We start from the raw sequence: 16,771 nt of genomic DNA, 5'->3' as shown, positions 1-16,771 counted from the left end.
GAAACTAGGTCTTCGGAAATTCACGCGCGCGCCGCGCCTCATAGGCTTTCAGATGCGCATAGGCGATGCGGAGCAGCGAAAACGGGTCGGGTTCGGCTTTGCTCCGCCCCACAAGATCGCCGACGATGTGGTCGGCCTCGATCGGCGCCCCGCGCTCGATGTCGCGAAGCATGGAGGCGACGAATTCCGATCCCGGCGCGGTCAGCATGGTGCGGCCGCGGATGATCGACGGCTCCCGTGGCGCATAGCCATTGTCGGCGGCGATCCCCGCGCATTCATCGAGGATGGCGATGGCAAGGTCTGAAGCGCCCGCGGCGGCAATGTCGCCGGCGGCGGCGCGCATGAGGCAGGTTATGCTCGCAGCGGCGGCGATGAACGTCCACTTCTCCCACATTTCCAGCGCGATTTTGTCGCTGCGGCGCTCGTCGAAGCCGGCGTTCGAGAGCGCCGCGGCAACGGGGGCGATGCGCTCCGCCTGCCCGACGCTTCGCGCGCCGTAAGCCAGATTGTGGAAATTGCCGAAATGATGGATCCGGCCCTCATCATCGAGCGTCGTGGAGATGGAGCAGAGGCCGCCAAGCACTTGCTCGGCGCCAAACCTCCCGTCGAGCGCATCAAGGTGGCGCATGCCGTTCAACAGCGGCAGAATCAAGCTGTTCGGCCCGACAGCGGGCGCGAAGGATTCGATCGCTGCGTCGAGATCATAGGCCTTGCAGGACAGGATAATGAGGTCGAAATTTTCGCTCAGCCGTTCGGCGGAAATGGTTGGCGGGGCGGGCCAATCGATATCGCCGAACGCGCTTTTGACGATGAGGCCGGTCGTCGCCAGCTGCCCCGTGCGTCTCGGCCGGGTCAGGAAGGTCACGTCACGGCCTGCCTTCAAGAGACGCGCGCCGAAATAGCCGCCAATGGCTCCCGCTCCAACCACGAGTATGCGCATTTCCCGTCCTTTCCAATACTGCCGCCTGCGCCATTCATCATGGCTCTCGATCGGCGAGCGGCGAACTCTAGAACGCCAGCGCGACGCGAACAATCACGCCCGGTTGTTCGTCCGGCCGGAGGGCTAAAATCCCCTGATTTTCGGGCAAGCGTGACTGCATTGCCGCCAAGGTGACTATTTTATCGGCGGCGGAGAAAGCGGCGACAGCGATAGGCGCACCTTCGAGGCCCCCACATCCTTGTTTTAAAGGGAATAACGGCCGGCGCATGGGCGAATCCAGGGTTGGCGCCTCGCTTGCTTAAAACCAGACGTAGGCGGCTAGGGTTCCGATCGCTTTTTGCGGTGCTGGTCCGAGAGCTGCGATCCAGCTGGGAGAAATCGGCTGGAGGCACGGCGGGACAAAAGCCCGGGAGACCAAACGACGTCAGGGATTGGCGTCAGAATGGTCTCGCCAATCCCCTCACAATGGAGGATTGGATGTTGCCGACGAAAAAGCTCATTTCCCTTTGTCTCAGCGCCGCGCTTCTCTTCGGAGCCGCCGACGCCGCATTCGCCGCGCCGAAGAAAGAGTTCAAGCTCGCCTGGTCGATCTATGTCGGCTGGATGCCGTGGCAATGGGCCGACGAGACGGGAATCGTCAAGAAATGGGCCGATAAATACGGCATCAAGATCGACGTCGTTCAGTTCAACGATTATGTCGAATCGATCAATCAATACACTGCCGGCGCCTTCGACGCCCTGACCGTCACCAACATGGACACCGTGGCTGTGCCCGCGGTCGGCGGCGTAGATTCGACCGCGGTGATTATCGGCGACTTCTCGAACGGCAATGACGCGGTCATCTTGAAAGACAAGACGAGCCTCAAGGACGTCAAGGGCCAGAAGATCAATCTCGTCCAGTTCTCGGTGTCGCATTATCTGCTCGCGCGGGCGCTCGACTCGATCGGCCTCAAGGAGCGCGATGTGACGGTCGTCAACACCTCCGACGCCGATATCGCCGCCGCTTTCGCGACGCCGGACGTTACAGCCGTCACAACCTGGAATCCGATCGTCTCGGAAATCCTCAAGCGCAAGGACGCGCACAACGTCTTCAACTCGAGCCAGATTCCGGGCGAGATCATGGACCTTGCCATCGCCAACACCAAGACGCTGGAAGACAACCCGGATTTCGGCAAGGCGCTGGCCGGGATCTGGTATGAAACCATGGCGATCATGAGCGCCAACACGCCCGCCGGCGAGGCCGCGCGCGAAGCGATGGGCAAGGCCTCCGGCACGGATCTCGCCGGGTTTGAATCGCAACTCAAGACGACGCGCATGTTCTTCACGCCGGGCGACGCCATGGCCTTCGCCAAGGGCGCGGCGTTGCCGAAGACGACAAAGCTCGTCAATGAGTTTCTGTTCGAGCACGGATTGCTGGGCGATAACGCCAAAAGCGCTGAAGTCATCGGCGTAAAATTCCCTGACGGCTCCGTGTTTGGCGACCCGAACAAGATCGGCTTGCGATTCGTCACCACCTATATGGACTCGGCCGCCGCGGCCGCGAAGAACTAGCCGGCGATGCGACTGCTCTCGCTTCGCCCCGGCCGGGGAGCAAATCTCCTGCTCCCCGCGATCCCCTTCATCTTGTTGATCCTCGCCTACACGATCGGCTCGGCGCTCCGGCACGCCGGCAATCCGGACGACAAGCTGCTGCCTGGCCTCGACGCTCTTGTCGGGGCCGTGCGGCGGGTCGCTTTCTCCCCCGACAAGCGGACGGGGGAATATCTATTATGGAGCGATACGCTGGCGAGCCTCACGCGCCTTTGCGCCGGCCTTGCGATCGCCACCGTGACAAGCTGCGTGATCGGCCTCACGGTGGGGTTGTTGCCCTATCTGCGTGTGTTGCTGACGCCGTTCATTGCGGTGTTGTCGATGATCCCGCCTTTGGCGATCTTGCCTATTTTGTTCATCATGTTCGGGCTGGGCGAGGCTTCAAAAATCGTGTTGATCGTGATTGGCATTGCGCCCTTCATGACGCGCGATCTGGCGTTACGGGTGAGCGAGCTTCCGGCCGAGCAACTGATCAAGGCTCAGACTCTCGGCGCGACCACCTGGCAGATTCTCGCGCGCGTCGTCGCGCCGCAGATGATGCCACGGCTCATTGACTCCGTGCGTTTGTCGCTCGGAGCGGCGTGGCTTTATCTCATCGCGGCGGAGGCGATCGCCTCCGAGAGCGGTCTTGGCTTTCGCATCTTTCTGATGCGGCGCTATCTCGCAATGGATGTGATCTTGCCTTACGTCGCCTGGATCACCTTCCTCGCCTTCCTGTTCGACTTGATCCTGAGGCGGCTGCAGAGCGGCCTCTATCCCTGGTTCGCGGGGGCGCGCGCAAAATGACGACCATCAGCCTGCAGAATGTCTGGAAGGAATATGAAGGCAAGGTCGTCCTTGAAAAGATTTCGCTCGAGATTGCGCCGCAATCCTTCGTCGCTCTTGTCGGCCCTTCTGGATGCGGCAAGACGACGTTTTTGCGGATGCTGCTCAGCGAGGAGACGCCCACGCGCGGCCGCATTCTCATCGACGGCGCGCCGCTCGCGCCAGAGCCGACGGTCGATCGCGGCGTTGTGTTCCAGCGCTATTCGGTGTTTCCGCATCTGACGGTCACGGAGAATGTGCTGCTCGGCAAGGAGTTCGCCCAGTCGAAGTTCCTCGGAATGCTTTACGGGAAGGCAAGGCGCAAGGCGATCGAGGAGGCTGACGCCCTGCTCGCGGAAGTCGGGCTGACGGGAGCGGCGTCCAAATATCCGGCGCAGCTTTCCGGCGGCATGCAGCAGCGTCTTGCGCTGGCGCAGGCGCTGATCACGCGTCCCAAAATCCTGTTGCTCGACGAACCCTTCGGCGCGCTCGATCCCGGCATCAAGGCGGATATCCATGTCTTGATGCTGCGGCTGTGGAAGGAAACAAAAATGACGGTCGTCATGGTCACGCATGATCTCAGCGAGGCGTTTCGCCTTGGCACGAGGGTGCTTGTATTCGAGCGCAAGGAAAATAGCGCGCTGGAGCCCGATCGCTTCGGCGCGACGATTACGCGCGACATCGACGTCTGGCCGCCCAAACACGCGGCCTGGGCGACGCCGGCGGGAAAGAAGACGCCCGCTCGCTGAGCCAACGCATGTCGCCGGGACGGCCCGGCGATCTGATCCTCAACGGCCGGGACGACCTGGCGCTCACCAGTATGGATGAACCCATGAGCCTGTTGGACGCTTCAACGCCCGAACAACATAGGGCGCGTTACCTTGAACTGAAAAGCAACGCCGCGGAGCGGCTGCACGCTCCACGCGAACGCGTGCCTTCCGCGCTGCGGCCGCTTGACGACGCCGAGATCGTCTGGCGCGAACAGATTCCCGACGGCTGGTACTCGACGCGTAAGATCGGGCGCGGCGAGACGCTGCGCATCGTCAACAAAACAGGCCGCGCCGCAGCCTCGATCCTGATATGGAACGCCGATGATGTGAGCGAGCGCTACAACGCCGGCGACACTGTAAAAATCCAGTGGAACGCGCTGCTTGGCAAGGGCTATGTGCTTTTTTCCGACATGGGGCGCGTGCTCGCCTCGATTGTCGAAGATAGCGGCGCGGGCCATGATTTCCTCGTTGGCGGCGGCACGAAGGCGACGACCGATCGACGCTATGGCGCCGGCTATCGCAATACGCGCGACAATTTCTGTCTCGCCGCTGCAAAGCTCGGCCTGACCCGTCGCGACATCATGCCCTGCCTCACCTTTTTCGCGCCGGTGCGCACCGACGGCGAAGGCAAGCTCGGTTGGTCAGGCCAGGACGCGCAGGCGGGAGACTTCGTTGAGCTTCGGGCCGAGATGAATCTGCTGGTCGCTCTCTCCAATTGTCCGCATCCCTACGATCCGCGTCCCGATTATGCGCCGGGCGAAATCGAGGCGACCGTCTGGCGCGGGGCGCAAGCCGACGCAAATGATTCCTGCCGCACGGCGAGCGAAGAAGGCGCTCGCGGATTTGAAAACAACGACGCGCTGTTTGGCGTCTGACGTCCGATCAAAGGATGACTATCATGGGAAATGACGCCTTTTCGGTCGATCGCGCGACGGCGATCTTCGATGAAATCGTGCCCGCGCGGGCGCCCTGGTCCGGCTTTCTGAAGAAAGGCCAGATCCTGCGCATCATTGATCTCGAAGGCCAGCAGGCCGTCGACGCGCTGTTCTACCGCGCCGACCATTTCGAGGAGCGCTACAGCGCGCAGGATACGCTGCGCGAGCAGGGCTCGGCCTATATCGGCCTCGGCTCCAAGCTTATCTCGAATGAGGGCAATCTCATGCTGACAGTGGTTGGCGACAGCTGCGGCCTGCATGACACCTCGGCGGGCGCGTGCAGCTGCGAGAGCAACACGGTGCGCTTCGGTCATCACACGAAATATATGCACGCCTGCCGCGAGAATTTTGCGCTGGAAATCGGCAAATATGGCATGGGCAAGCGCGATCTGGTGAGCAACATCAACTTCTTCATGAATGTGCCGATCGAGCCAAGCGGCGAGCTCGCCATTGTCGATGGCGTCTCGGCTCCGGGCGGTTATGTCGACCTCAAGGCCGAGATGGATGTGCTGTGCCTGTTCTCGAACTGCCCGCAGGTCAACAATCCGTGCAATGGCTTCAACCCGACGCCGATCCGCGTCGTCATCTATGATTGCGCGGAAGGGTGAGGAAATGTTCAGGAAAGTTCTGATCGCCAACAGAGGCGAGATTGTCGGCCGCGTCGTGCGCACCTTGCGCGGGATGGGCGTCGGCTCCGTCGCTGTTTACTCCGACGCCGATCGTTTCTCGCCGACCGTGCTTGCGGCGGACGAACAGGCAAGGCTCGGTCCTTCGCCTCCCGCGCAAAGCTATCTCAATGTCGAGGCGGTCATCGCCGCCTGCAAGGCGACGGGCGCCGAGGCGGTGCATCCGGGCTATGGGTTCTTGAGCGAGAATCCGGACTTCGCCGAAAGGCTGGCGGCGGAAGGCATCAAATTTATCGGCCCTCAACCGCAGCATATGCGCTCTTTCGGCCTCAAGCATAGCGCGCGCGAGGTGGCGCAGCGGGCCAACACGCCGCTGCTGCCAGGGAGCGGGCTGCTCAGCTCAGCTGAAGAGGCGCTGAAGGAAGCCGAGCGTATCGGCTATCCGGTGATGTTGAAAAGCACCGCCGGCGGCGGCGGCATCGGCATGCAGCTCTGTTTTGGTCCGGATGAGTTGGCGACGCGATTTGATTCGGTGCGGCGGCTGGGGGCGAATAATTTCGGCGACAATCGTGTTTATCTGGAAAAATTCATCGCGCGCGCGCGCCATGTCGAGGTGCAGATCTTTGGCGATGGAAGAGGCGGCGTCGTCGCTCTCGGCGAGCGCGATTGCTCGCTGCAACGGCGCAACCAGAAAGTTATCGAGGAGACCCCTGCCCCCGGCCTGACGGACGTGAACCGCGCCGCGCTCCGCGAGGCCGCGATCGCGCTCGGTCAGGCGGTCAATTATGAATCCGCCGGCACCGTCGAATTCATATATGACGCGGATCAGCAAAAATTCTATTTTCTCGAAGTCAACACAAGACTGCAGGTCGAGCATTGCGTAACCGAAATGATATTCGGCGTCGATCTGGTCGAATGGATGGTGCGTCAGGCGGCTGGTGACTTCACCCTGCCAGCGCAGAGCGGCCTGCAGGCCAAGGGCGCGGCGATCGAGGCGCGCGTCTACGCCGAGGACGCGTCGAAGGACTTTCGGCCGTCGACGGGCCTCCTCACGCGGGTAAAATTTCCGGAGGATGTCCGCATCGACGGCTGGATCGAGACCGGGGTCGAAGTCTCGCCCTATTATGATCCTCTGCTGGCGAAAGTCATCGCCGCCGGCGCGACGCGTGAGGAGGCGATCGACAACCTGTCCCGTGCGCTGCTTGCGAGCGATATCTCCGGCATCGAGAGCAATCTCTCCTATCTTGCGGCGATCCTCGACCTGCCGGCTTTCCGCAGCGGCGAGATGATTACGAAGACGCTCGGTGAATTTACCTTTACGCCGCGTACGGTCGATGTGCTGGCGGGCGGCACGCTGTCGAGCGTTCAGGATTGGCCCGGGCGGCTTGGCTACTGGAATGTCGGCGTGCCGCCATCCGGGCCGATGGATGACTGGCATTTTCGGCTGGCCAACAGGATCGTTGGCAATCTCGAAGGCGCCGCCGGGCTCGAACTCACCCTGCGCGGCCCGACGCTGAAATTCAACATCGATACGGTGATCGCGCTCACCGGCGCGCGCATGGCGGCGATGCTGGACGGCGCCCCGGTCGCCTATGACGCGCCGGTCAGCGTCGCGGCCGGTCAGGTGTTGACTCTCGGCGCGGTGGCGGGCGCCGGCAACCGGACCTATCTTGCGATCCGCAACGGCTTTGAGGCGCCCGATTATCTCGGTTCGAAGGCGACCTTCGCGCTCGGCAAATTCGGCGGCCATGCGGCGGGGACGCTTCGTACCGGCGATGTGTTGCGGGTTGCGGCCGCCGGGGCCGTCGCCGCGCCGCGCGAGGAAAAGGCGAGTGCGGATCTATCGCATCGGTGGGAGATCGATGTGCTCTACGGTCCGCATGGCGCGCCGGATTTCTTTACCGATGAAGACATAGCGGAGCTGTTCGCAACAGACTATGAAGTGCATTACAACAGCGCACGCACGGGCGTCAGGCTGATCGGGCCAAAGCCCCGCTTTGCGCGTCCGGACGGCGGCGAGGCGGGCCTCCATCCCTCGAACATCCATGATAATGCCTATGCGATCGGCGCGGTGGATTTCACCGGCGACATGCCGATCATTTTGGGACCGGACGGCCCAAGTCTCGGCGGCTTCGTCTGTCCCGTGGTGATCGTCAAAAACGATCTCTGGAAGACGGGCCAGTTGCGGCCGGGCGACAAGGTCCGCTTCCGGCCCGCGCCCAATGCGGCCGGCGCGCGGGAGCTTGGCGATCCGGTCCTACGCCAATATGGCGAGGGGGACGGCGCCGTCTGCTGCCGCCGCGCTGGCGACAGCTATCTGCTGATTGAATTCGGACCCCTCGCGCTTGATCTTGGCTTGCGCCTTCGCGCGCATCTCCTGCATGAAGCTTTGCTCGCGGCCGCGATAGACGGCGTCATCGATCTGACGCCCGGCATAAGATCGCTGCAAATCCATTATGACGACAATATCATATCGCAAGAGCATCTGCTGGAGCGGACGGTCGAGCTTGAACGCGCGCTTCCGCCCGTGGACGAAGTCGAGATCGAAAGCCGCATCGTGCATCTGCCGGTGTCGTGGAACGACGTTGAAGCGCAGCTCGCCATGCGCAAATATCAAGAGCTGGTGCGGCCGGACGCGCCCTGGTGCCCGTCGAATATCGAATTTATCCGCCGGATCAATGGTCTTGGCGGCGTCGACGAGGTGCGCGACATCATCTTCAACGCGAGCTATCTCGTGATGGGGCTTGGCGACGTCTATCTCGGGGCGCCGGTCGCGACGCCGATCGATCCGCGCCACCGTCTCGTCACGACGAAATATAATCCAGCCCGCACCTGGACTCCCGAGAACGCGGTCGGCATCGGCGGCGCCTATATGTGCGTCTATGGCATGGAGGGACCGGGCGGCTATCAGCTGTTTGGCCGCACCATACAGATGTGGAACAGCTGGCGCTCGACCGATGTCTTCGAGCCTGGCAAGCCGTGGCTGTTGCGTTTCTTCGATCAGATCCGCTTCTATCCCGTCAGCGGCGAGGAGCTGGCCGACGCGCGAGAGGCTTTTCCGCACGGCCGCTATCCCCTGAAGATCGAGCCGGCAAGGTTCAGCCTGAAGCAGCATAAGGCGTTTCTTGCCGAACATGCCGAGGAGATTGAAACGGCGCAGACGCGCCAGCGCGCGGCCTTCGAGGCGGAGCGCCGCCGCTGGGAGGAACAGGGTCTCAGCCTCTTCGTCGAGGATCAATCGTCCGACCCGTTGGAGGACGTCGCGCTGCCCGACAACGCGATCGCCGTCGAAGCGCCGATGCCGGGAAATGTCTGGAAGATCGAGATGGCGGTCGGCGATAGAGTCGCTATCGGCGACACATTGGTCGTGCTGGAATCGATGAAAATGGAGATCGCGATTCCGGCCCCGGCGGCCGGCCGCATTGCCGAGATCGCCTGTCAGGCGGGACGCCCGGTGCAGAATGGCCAAAGACTTGTGGTGATCGCGATGGAGGACGCAAGATGACGCCTGACATGCTGCAAATCGTGACGCTTCGCGAGGCCTATCGTCAAAAGACATTGTCGCCGAAGGATGTGGCGCTGGACGTGTTGCGGCGGATCGACGCCTATGATGATCCGGCCGTGTGGATTTGTCGCGTCAAAGACGCCGACGTATTTGCGCGCGCGCATGAGCTGGAAGAGGACGCGGACGCGCTGGAGCGGCTGCCGCTCTATGGCGTGCCCTTCGCGGTCAAGGACAATATAGACGTCGCCGGCCTGCCGACGACGGCGGCGTGCCCGTCCTTCGCCTATACGCCGGAGGTCCAAGCAACGGTTGTCGCCAGGCTCCTTGCCGCCGGGGCGATGTTGATCGGCAAGACCAATCTTGACCAGTTCGCAACAGGCCTTAACGGAACGCGCTCGCCCTATGGGGCGCCGCGATGCGTGTTCGACAACCGCTATATTTCCGGCGGTTCGAGTTCCGGCTCGGCGGTGGCGGTCGCGGCGGGGCTGGTCGCTTTCTCGCTGGGAACGGATACGGCCGGCTCCGGCCGCGTTCCCGCGGCCTTCAACAATCTCGTCGGCGTCAAGCCGACGAAGGGGTTGATCAGCACGGCGGGGGTCGCGCCCGCCTGCCGTTCGCTTGACTGCGTCAGCATTTTCGCAGCGAGCGCCGCCGACGCGCAAGCGGTTGCGGAGATTGCGCAAGGGTTTGATGCGAGCGATGAATATTCACGTCAGGGCCCTGCGGTCCGCCTCCCGCTTGAAAAATTTCGGTTCGGCGTGCTCGCCGCTGAACAGCGTGAGTTTTTCGGCGATGAGGAGGCCAGCGCCCTTTATGAGGCCGCAATCGACCGTCTGGCGGCGCTGGGCGGCCAGGCCGTCGCTTTCGATTATGCGCCGTTCCGCGACGCTGCGGCGCTTCTTTATGAAGACGCTTTCGTCGCCGAACGGCTCGCCGGGATCGAGGCGTTTTTTGCCGCCCATGCCCAGGATATGGACCCGAATGTGCGCGCGATTATCGGCAAGGGCCAAAACTTTTCGGCGGCTGACACCTTCAGGGCTGCCTACAAGCTACGCGCCTTCGCGAGAAAGGCTGAAGGCGAGTGGGGGAAATTCGATTTTATGCTGTTGCCGACGGCCCCCACGATCTTCACCGTGGCGCAGATGGCGGAAGATCCGATCGGAAACAACAGCCGCCTCGGTCTCTACACCAATTTCGTCAATCTGCTCGATTATGCCGCGGTCGCCGTCCCCGCCGGGTTTCGCCCCGCGAGCAAGCTTCCGTTCGGCGTCACGCTGATCGGCCCGGCTTTTTCGGACGCCGACCTTCTTGTGCTGGCCGACCGGCTGCATCGCGCTCTGGGGCAAGGCGTCGGGCGCGCGGTTGGCGAGGGCGCCGAACGTCCGGTCGCCGCCCTCTCGCCCGTCCCGGCTGAAGCCATACAGGTGGTTGTCGCGGGCGCGCATATGTCGGGCCTGCCGCTCAATCATGAGCTAACCAAACTCAACGGGAGGCTCATTGAGACGACCCGGACGGCGCCGTCCTATCGGCTGATGGCGCTTCCGGGAACGGTTCCGCCAAAGCCGGGCCTCGTCCGCACGCCGGGGTTTGCAGGGCCGGGCATCGAGGTGGAGGTGTGGTCGCTCAGCCCCGAAAATTTCGGCCGCTTCATTGCCGGCGTGCCGGCGCCGATGGGGATCGGCAAGGTGACGCTTGCGAGCGGCGCCGTCGTTCCCGGCTTCCTATGCGAGGCTTTCGCGCTTGAGGGCGCAGCCGACGTCACCGGCTTTGGCGGCTGGCGCGCCTATCTGGCGAGCAAGTAACGTCGGCTGTCGCCGCTCAGCGCTGGCCGATCGGCGTATAGCCGAACAGCCCCTTCATTTCGCGCGGCTGCGAGCGCCAATATTGCGGCGGCGCCTCGACGGTCGCGCCGAGTGTTGCCGCCGCATGCCAGGGCCAGCGCGGATCGTAAAGCATCGCGCGGGCGAGCGCGACGAAATCGGCCTTGCCGTCGGCAATAATCTCTTCGGCCTGTTGCGCCTCCGTAATCAGGCCGACCGCCATCACCGGAAAGCCGACGGCGCCTTTGAGTCCTTCAGCGAAGGGGACCTGATAATTTGGCGCGACAGGGATTTTTTGCAAAGGCGAGACGCCGCCCGATGAGGCGGTAATCCAGTCGGCGCCGCGTTTTTCGAGCTCTTTGGCGAAGGCGATGGTCTGGGCGAGGTCGAGGCCGCCTTCGACCCAATCCGTCGCCGACACTTTGACGCCGACTGGCTTGTCGGCCGGGAAGGCCGCGCGCACCGCGTCGAAGACTTCAAGCGGATAGCGCATGCGGTTTTCCAGCGAGCCGCCATATTGGTCGCCGCGCTGGTTGGCGAGCGGCGACAGAAATTCATGCAGCAGATAGCCATGCGCGGCGTGAAGCTCGATGGCGTCGATCCCCAGCCGGTGCGCGCGTCTCGCCGCCTCCGCGAAAGCCTCGCGGACGCGGATCAGCCCCTCGGCGTCAAGCGCCAGCGGCGTTTCCTCGCCGGGCTGATGCGCCAGCGGGGACGGCGCACAGGTCTGCCAGCCGCCGCCAGACAGGCGAATCTGCTGGCCGCCCTCCCAGGGGACGCGGCTCGACCCCTTGCGGCCCGCATGGGCGAGTTGCATCGCCATGGCGATCTTCGAATGGGCGCGCACGGCGGCCATCAGCAGTCGGAAGGAGTCTTCGGTCGCGTCGTCCCACAGGCCGAGGCAGCCGGGCGTGATGCGCCCCGCGGGCTCGACGGCGGTCGCCTCGAAGCAGAACATGCCCGCGCCGGAAAGCGCCAGGCTGCCGACGTGAATGAGGTGCCACTCATTCGGCTTGCCGTCGTCATGGGCCGAATATTGGCACATCGGCGAGATGACGATCCGGTTGGCGAGGGCGAGGCCGCGCAGGCGGAGGGGCGAAAACAGGGCGCTCATGTGATCTTCCGTCGTTCTGGCGTCCCGCATCGACGCGGCGCCTTAAAGGAATGCGGCCTCGACTGCGCCGCGCGATTGCGATTCAATCCGGCAATGCGTTTCGCCGCAATGTGATCTTGTTCGGCGATTCGCCGCAAATCGCGGGCGACAAAGTCGGATCGTTTTTGATGATGGAGAGGTCGGACGCGCGCTCACTGGAAATTCTTCCCTCCGGGGCCGCGCGCTTCGGCTTTGGGTTGATGGTCGCTTTCGCCGCCGGATGGGTCGACGCCATCGGTTTCGTTTCCCTTGGCAGCTTCTACCTTTCCTTCATGAGCGGCAACACGACGCAATTGGGCGTCGCAATCGCCGGCGGCGACGACGCGACGATTTGGCGCGGCGCCGCCGTCATCGCGGCCTTTTTTGCCGGCGCCGTGTTGGGGACCCTTATCGCTGACGCGGCGCGCCTCTTCCGTACGCCTTCGCTTCTCGCCGTCGAGACTATATTGTTTTGCGCGGCGATTGCGCTGACAGGGTTGGCGCCCGGCTTTGCCGCGCTGCTGCCCGTCGCCGTCGCCATGGGCATGCAGAACGGCCTCAGGCAAATGGTTGGACGCGCGGACATCGGCAAGAGCTTCGTCACCGGCGCGCTGTTTTCGGCGGGCCAGTCGCTGGCGCGGGCGATGACAGGCAAGGCGCCTCGCGGCGAATGGCTGGTGTTTCTGGCGACATGGTTCTGTTTCGCCGCCGGCGCGGCCGGCGGCGCTTTTTCGCTTGCGGGATCGAGTCTCGTCGCAAATCTCGGGGTCATGGCCGGCGCTTTCGCCTGTCTCGCCTTCTTCACTTTTTTGATCGCGCTCGATGCGCGAAGCAGCGATCACGATTTTGACCCGACGGCTTTATAGGCGCGGCTTGGCACGTGGATTGCCTGCCAGTTCTGGACAGAGCGGGCAGGGCCGTTGCTGTCGCACGGGCGAGACATACTGCCGCAGATCCGGTCGTGCCCGTCAGGTTGTGGGTTGAAAACGCCTAGTCTTATCGGAAAATGGATGGCTTATTGAGATTATGTGACGCTTTTTCTAAGCGCGCAAAACTTGACTTGAAACAACTAGCTCTATAACAGAAGCAGGCTAAGCATAACTTTAACTTACGGACAGCGTAACGCATGCTTCGCAGGATCCTTTTAGGCTTTGGCGCCAACGCGTTTAGTCAAGGCGTCAGCATCGCGATCCAGCTTTTTTCGCTGCCGCTGTTTCTTCTCTACTGGGATTCTTCGACCTACGGCACATGGCTTCTGCTGTCTGCCATTCCGGCCTATGTCAACATGGCCGATGTAGGCATGGTCACCACCGCTGGCAATAAAATGGCGATGGCCGTTGGGCGCAGCGATCTTGCGGAGGCGAATAACGTCTTCCAAAGCGCCCAGCTGTTTATGGCGATCGTCTGCCTGTCGCTCGCCATTATATTGACGCCGTTCGCGCTGTTCGGGCCGCTGCCCGACTATATGACCACCGATATGAGGGTCGCGCTCGCGGCGATGCTGTGCGGCGTTCTTATCGCTCTTTACGGCGGCCTTTCCGAAGCTGTGTTCAGGGCGACCGGCCGCTACGCCGTCGGCACCATGCTCGGGCAGCTAATTCGCCTCGCGGAATGGGGCGGCGCCATGGTCGGCCTCATCCTGTTCCGCAGCTTTTCCGGCGTCGCGCTATGCAGCCTGTTCGCCCGCGCCCTTGGCGCCGGAATCGGAATCTATATGGCGCAGCGGGGCGGTCAGGGTCTTTTGCTTGGCTTTCGCCACGCCAGCACGGACGAGCTGAAAAGCATGGCTCGGCCGGCAATCTCCTTCATGGCCTTTCCGCTCGCGAACGCGCTGAGTTTCCAGGGCGTGACCCTGCTCGTCGGAGCGCTCGCGGGCGCCTCCGCGGTGGCTGTGTTCAACACCTATCGCACAATCGCGCGGGTGGCGGTGCAGGTCACCAGCATGTTCAGCCATGCGCTCGGTCCCGAATTCTCGCGGTTGTTTGGCAATGGCGATATGGCGACGCTGCAGGCGGTGTTCCGCCACTCGGCGACGCTCAGCGCCGTCCAGTCGATCGCTGTCAGCGTCGTGCTGTATTTTGTCTCGCCGTGGCTGTTGCAGGTCTGGACGCACGGCCGGATCGAATTCAACCCAGGCCTTATGGGCTGGCTCCTCCTTTACGCCGCGGTCGGCGGGATGTGGCACGCGCCGCGCGTCCTGCTGCAGGCGACCAACCAGCATGTCGGCATTGCTGGCTGGTCCCTCGTCGCTGGCGTTCTGTCGGTGGCGCTCGCATGGGCGTTCGGTCATTTCTGGCAGGTTGACGGCGTCGGCGCCGCAATGTTCGTCTCCGAAGCTTTTATCGCTGCGATCTGCATCTATATTGTCGCCGATTTGTTTGCGCAGACGAAGACGGAGGTTAAAGTAAAGCCAACGCCGGGCGAGTAACGGGGCCACTCACCTCCAGCACGGTTGAGATTTGTCGGCGACGGGCGGTCGCTGACTGGAACGCAGCTTGCAATTTATCTGTCGCGAATAACGATGGGAGAAGTGAAGTGAGCGTTTTCAAAAAACTGAAAGAGCTTTTTATCCTTCCATTTTCAAGGAAGGCGCCGACCGAGCTTCTGGGCGAAGCCGATCAATGGGCGGTTCTCCGGAACTCGATCAATGCGCAGTCCTTCATCATTTCTGCAGGCGTCGGCCGCTCGATCACCTTTGAAGAGGCGATCATTGAAAAATTTGACGCGACGGTGATTCTGCTCGATCCGTCCCCGACCGGGGTCGAGACGATGAGGAAAAAGACGGATAAGCGAAATATTGATTTCCTGGAGATGGGGCTCGCCAGCCAGGGCGGCGAAATCTCCTTCGGACGTCCGGACCGAACCGACGAGGGATCTTTCAGGAAAGGCGGGAAAGAGGAAGGGATCGTCTTTGAATGCATATCTTTGGACGAACTTCTTGCCAAATACGACAAGAATAAAATAGACCTTTTAAAGATAGACGTCGAGGGATTCGAGTATGAGATCATCGAGTCCATTTTCGAGAAAAAGCTTGATGTTGAGCAGATCTGCGTGGAAATTCATCATAACAAGGTGATCGCCATTGATAAGACAGTGGCGGACGCGGCGCTTCTAATCATCAAGCTTTTTAGACATGGATACCGTGTCATATATAATAGAAACATGGATTTTACGTTTTCCAAGCAGCAACGACTTGTTGGAGCAAATTGATCCTGGAGGCCGCGCCCCCGCCGGACTGCTTCACTTCGATAAGGGAGCGCGCCGGAATGGATTCGCCTGTGTCGCCAGCACCTAAAAAAAGCGCCGGCAAGGTCCCGGACCGGCGTCACAATCGTTTGGGCCGAAGTCCAAATGATGATGGCGGTTCGGAATTTGACCAGATACCCATCGCCTTTCGGGCCGGCGATCAAGCGCAGACGCGCAAGATCGTACACCGAATTTTGGCCGCGTTGCAGGAAGTCATGCCTTGAAAGTCGCCCTCTCAACGATCGGCAAGTTTCACACCTTCGATCTCGCCCGCGAGCTTTATGCGCGTGGCGCGCTCGCCAGCGTCGTCACCGGCTATCCGCGCTTCAAGCTGAAGAACGAAGGCCTGCCGCCGGAACTGATCCACAGCTTTTCGCTGGTGCATGGCGCCTATATGGCTTTTCCCTGGAAGGATCGGCTGCCGGACAAGGCGATGCTGCAATGGGAATGGCTCGACGCCCAAACCTTCGCCAGCTACGCGGCCTGGAAGCTGCCGCCGTGCGACGTTTACGTCGGCTTGTCAGGGTCGACGCTCAAGGCTGGCAAGCTCGCTCATAAAAGGGGCGCGCGCTATGTCTGCGACCGCGGCTCGACCCATATCCGGGCGCAGGATCAGATTCTCACCGAGGAATTTGCGCATTGGGGGTTCCCGTCTCACCCTGTCGACGCGCGCGTCATCGCGGCCGAGGAGGCGGAATATGAAGAGGCCGATCTCATCACCGTTCCCTCAAGCTTCGTCTACCGCACCTTTCTGAGCCAGGGCGTTCCGGCGCAAAAGCTGCGCAAGCTCTCCTATGGCGTCAATCTCAAACGGTTCGAGCCGGCCGGCGCGCCGGACGAGGGACGGTTCGACGTCCTGTTCGTTGGCGGCATGAGCCTGCGCAAGGGGCTGCCCTATCTGGCGGCCGCCTTCCAGCAGGTGCGGCATCCGGCGAAAAGCCTGACCTTCGTCGGATCGACCTCCGCCCCGGTCATCGATCTCTTGAGGCAGCGGAAGCTTTGGCCGCAGGAGGCGCAGGCGGTCGGGCATGTGCCTCAGTCGGAACTGAAGACGCTCATGAGCCGGAGCCATGTCATGGTTCTGCCCAGCGTCGAGGAGGGGCTCGCCATGGTTCTCGCCCAGACCATGGCTTGCGGCTGCCCGATCCTCGCGACCCCGAATACAGGGGCGGAGGACATCGTCACCGACGGCGTCGAAGGCTTTATCGTCCCCGCCCGCGACGTCGATGCGCTTGCCGAAAAAATGCAGTTCCTCGCGGATAATCCCGATGCCCGCAGCGCCATGGGCGCGCGCGCGCTGGCGCGGATGCAGGGCTTCGGCGGCTGGCGCCAATATGGCGACGAGGCGATGGCGATCTATTCCGAGCTGGCCGCGGCCAAATAGTCTCAAGCGCCTCGCGAGC

14 protein-coding genes and 1 riboswitch are annotated in these 16,771 nt (G+C 62.3%); of the genes, 12 read left to right on the top strand and 2 right to left on the bottom strand.

The genetic code is table 11. From position 1 onward, the window contains the following. Positions 1 to 4: 4 nt before the first annotated feature. Positions 5 to 940, bottom strand: coding sequence for a ketopantoate reductase family protein (locus tag CR492_RS15535; RefSeq protein ID WP_102844643.1), 936 nt, complete (start codon positions 938 to 940; stop codon positions 5 to 7). A gap of 307 nt (positions 941 to 1,247) precedes the next feature. Next, a riboswitch (guanidine-I (ykkC/yxkD leader) is annotated at positions 1,248 to 1,355 on the top strand. 62 nt (positions 1,356 to 1,417) lie between these two features. On the opposite strand from CR492_RS15535, the gene CR492_RS15525 reads away from it, so the two are divergent. From CR492_RS15525 to atzF, 7 genes are all read left to right on the top strand, one after another. Beyond that, positions 1,418 to 2,491 (top strand): putative urea ABC transporter substrate-binding protein, encoded by a 1,074-nt coding sequence (locus CR492_RS15525; RefSeq protein ID WP_102844673.1) that lies wholly within the window; start codon positions 1,418 to 1,420, stop codon positions 2,489 to 2,491. A 6-nt stretch (positions 2,492 to 2,497) separates the two neighbouring features. Further along, on the top strand, positions 2,498 to 3,316 hold the full coding sequence (locus CR492_RS15520) for an ABC transporter permease (RefSeq protein WP_102844641.1): 819 nt from the start codon (positions 2,498 to 2,500) through the stop codon (positions 3,314 to 3,316). Then, positions 3,313 to 4,083, top strand: a complete 771-nt coding sequence (locus tag CR492_RS15515) for an ABC transporter ATP-binding protein (protein ID WP_102844640.1) — start codon at positions 3,313 to 3,315, stop codon at positions 4,081 to 4,083. The genes CR492_RS15520 and CR492_RS15515 overlap by 4 nt, the downstream gene beginning before the upstream one ends. Before the next feature lie 83 nt (positions 4,084 to 4,166). Next, complete coding sequence (locus tag CR492_RS15510) at positions 4,167 to 4,979, top strand: urea amidolyase associated protein UAAP1 (protein WP_102844672.1); 813 nt, start codon at positions 4,167 to 4,169, stop codon at positions 4,977 to 4,979. A gap of 23 nt (positions 4,980 to 5,002) precedes the next feature. Continuing rightward, the gene (locus tag CR492_RS15505; protein ID WP_102844671.1) at positions 5,003 to 5,647 is read left to right on the top strand and encodes an urea amidolyase associated protein UAAP2; all 645 of its coding nucleotides are present in this window, start codon (positions 5,003 to 5,005) and stop codon (positions 5,645 to 5,647) included. 4 nt (positions 5,648 to 5,651) lie between these two features. Beyond that, positions 5,652 to 9,170 carry a 5-oxoprolinase/urea amidolyase family protein gene (locus tag CR492_RS15500; protein WP_102844670.1) on the top strand — a complete coding sequence of 1,173 codons (3,519 nt, stop codon included), beginning with the start codon at positions 5,652 to 5,654 and terminating at the stop codon, positions 9,168 to 9,170. After that, positions 9,167 to 10,972 (top strand): allophanate hydrolase, encoded by a 1,806-nt coding sequence (atzF, locus tag CR492_RS15495; protein ID WP_102844639.1) that lies wholly within the window; start codon positions 9,167 to 9,169, stop codon positions 10,970 to 10,972. Before CR492_RS15500 ends, atzF begins: the two co-directional genes overlap by 4 nt. A 16-nt stretch (positions 10,973 to 10,988) precedes the next feature. Here the strand turns inward: atzF and CR492_RS15490 are convergent, their stop codons facing one another. Then, on the bottom strand, positions 10,989 to 12,104 hold the full coding sequence (locus CR492_RS15490; RefSeq protein WP_102844669.1) for an NADH:flavin oxidoreductase/NADH oxidase: 1,116 nt from the start codon (positions 12,102 to 12,104) through the stop codon (positions 10,989 to 10,991). Positions 12,105 to 12,154: 50 nt separating this feature from the next. Between CR492_RS15490 and CR492_RS15485 the strand changes: the two genes are divergently transcribed. The 5 genes from CR492_RS15485 to CR492_RS15465 all read left to right on the top strand — a co-directional run bounded on the left by CR492_RS15485 (position 12,155) and on the right by CR492_RS15465 (position 16,752). After that, on the top strand, positions 12,155 to 12,988 hold the full coding sequence (locus tag CR492_RS15485; protein WP_102844638.1) for a YoaK family protein: 834 nt from the start codon (positions 12,155 to 12,157) through the stop codon (positions 12,986 to 12,988). A 260-nt stretch (positions 12,989 to 13,248) separates the two neighbouring features. Further along, positions 13,249 to 14,550: a lipopolysaccharide biosynthesis protein gene (locus CR492_RS15480; RefSeq protein WP_102844637.1), complete on the top strand. Its 1,302-nt coding sequence runs from the start codon at positions 13,249 to 13,251 to the stop codon at positions 14,548 to 14,550. Between the two features lie 107 nt (positions 14,551 to 14,657). After that, entirely contained in the window at positions 14,658 to 15,332 is a 675-nt protein-coding gene (locus CR492_RS15475; RefSeq protein ID WP_180982576.1) for an FkbM family methyltransferase, read from the top strand. Between the two features lie 56 nt (positions 15,333 to 15,388). Continuing rightward, a complete protein-coding gene (locus CR492_RS15470; protein ID WP_102844635.1) occupies positions 15,389 to 15,592 on the top strand; it encodes a hypothetical protein in 204 nt (67 codons plus the stop codon). Continuing rightward, positions 15,589 to 16,752 carry a glycosyltransferase family 4 protein gene (locus CR492_RS15465; RefSeq protein WP_102844634.1) on the top strand — a complete coding sequence of 388 codons (1,164 nt, stop codon included), beginning with the start codon at positions 15,589 to 15,591 and terminating at the stop codon, positions 16,750 to 16,752. Before CR492_RS15470 ends, CR492_RS15465 begins: the two co-directional genes overlap by 4 nt. The last annotated feature ends 19 nt before the right edge of the window (positions 16,753 to 16,771 follow it).

The organism is Methylocella silvestris (assembly GCF_002891535.1).
Classification (GTDB): Bacteria; Pseudomonadota; Alphaproteobacteria; order Rhizobiales; family Beijerinckiaceae; genus Methylocapsa; species Methylocapsa silvestris_A.
The sequence above is the reverse complement of the archived record's forward strand: the minus strand, read 5'-3'. Positions and strand labels throughout refer to the sequence as shown.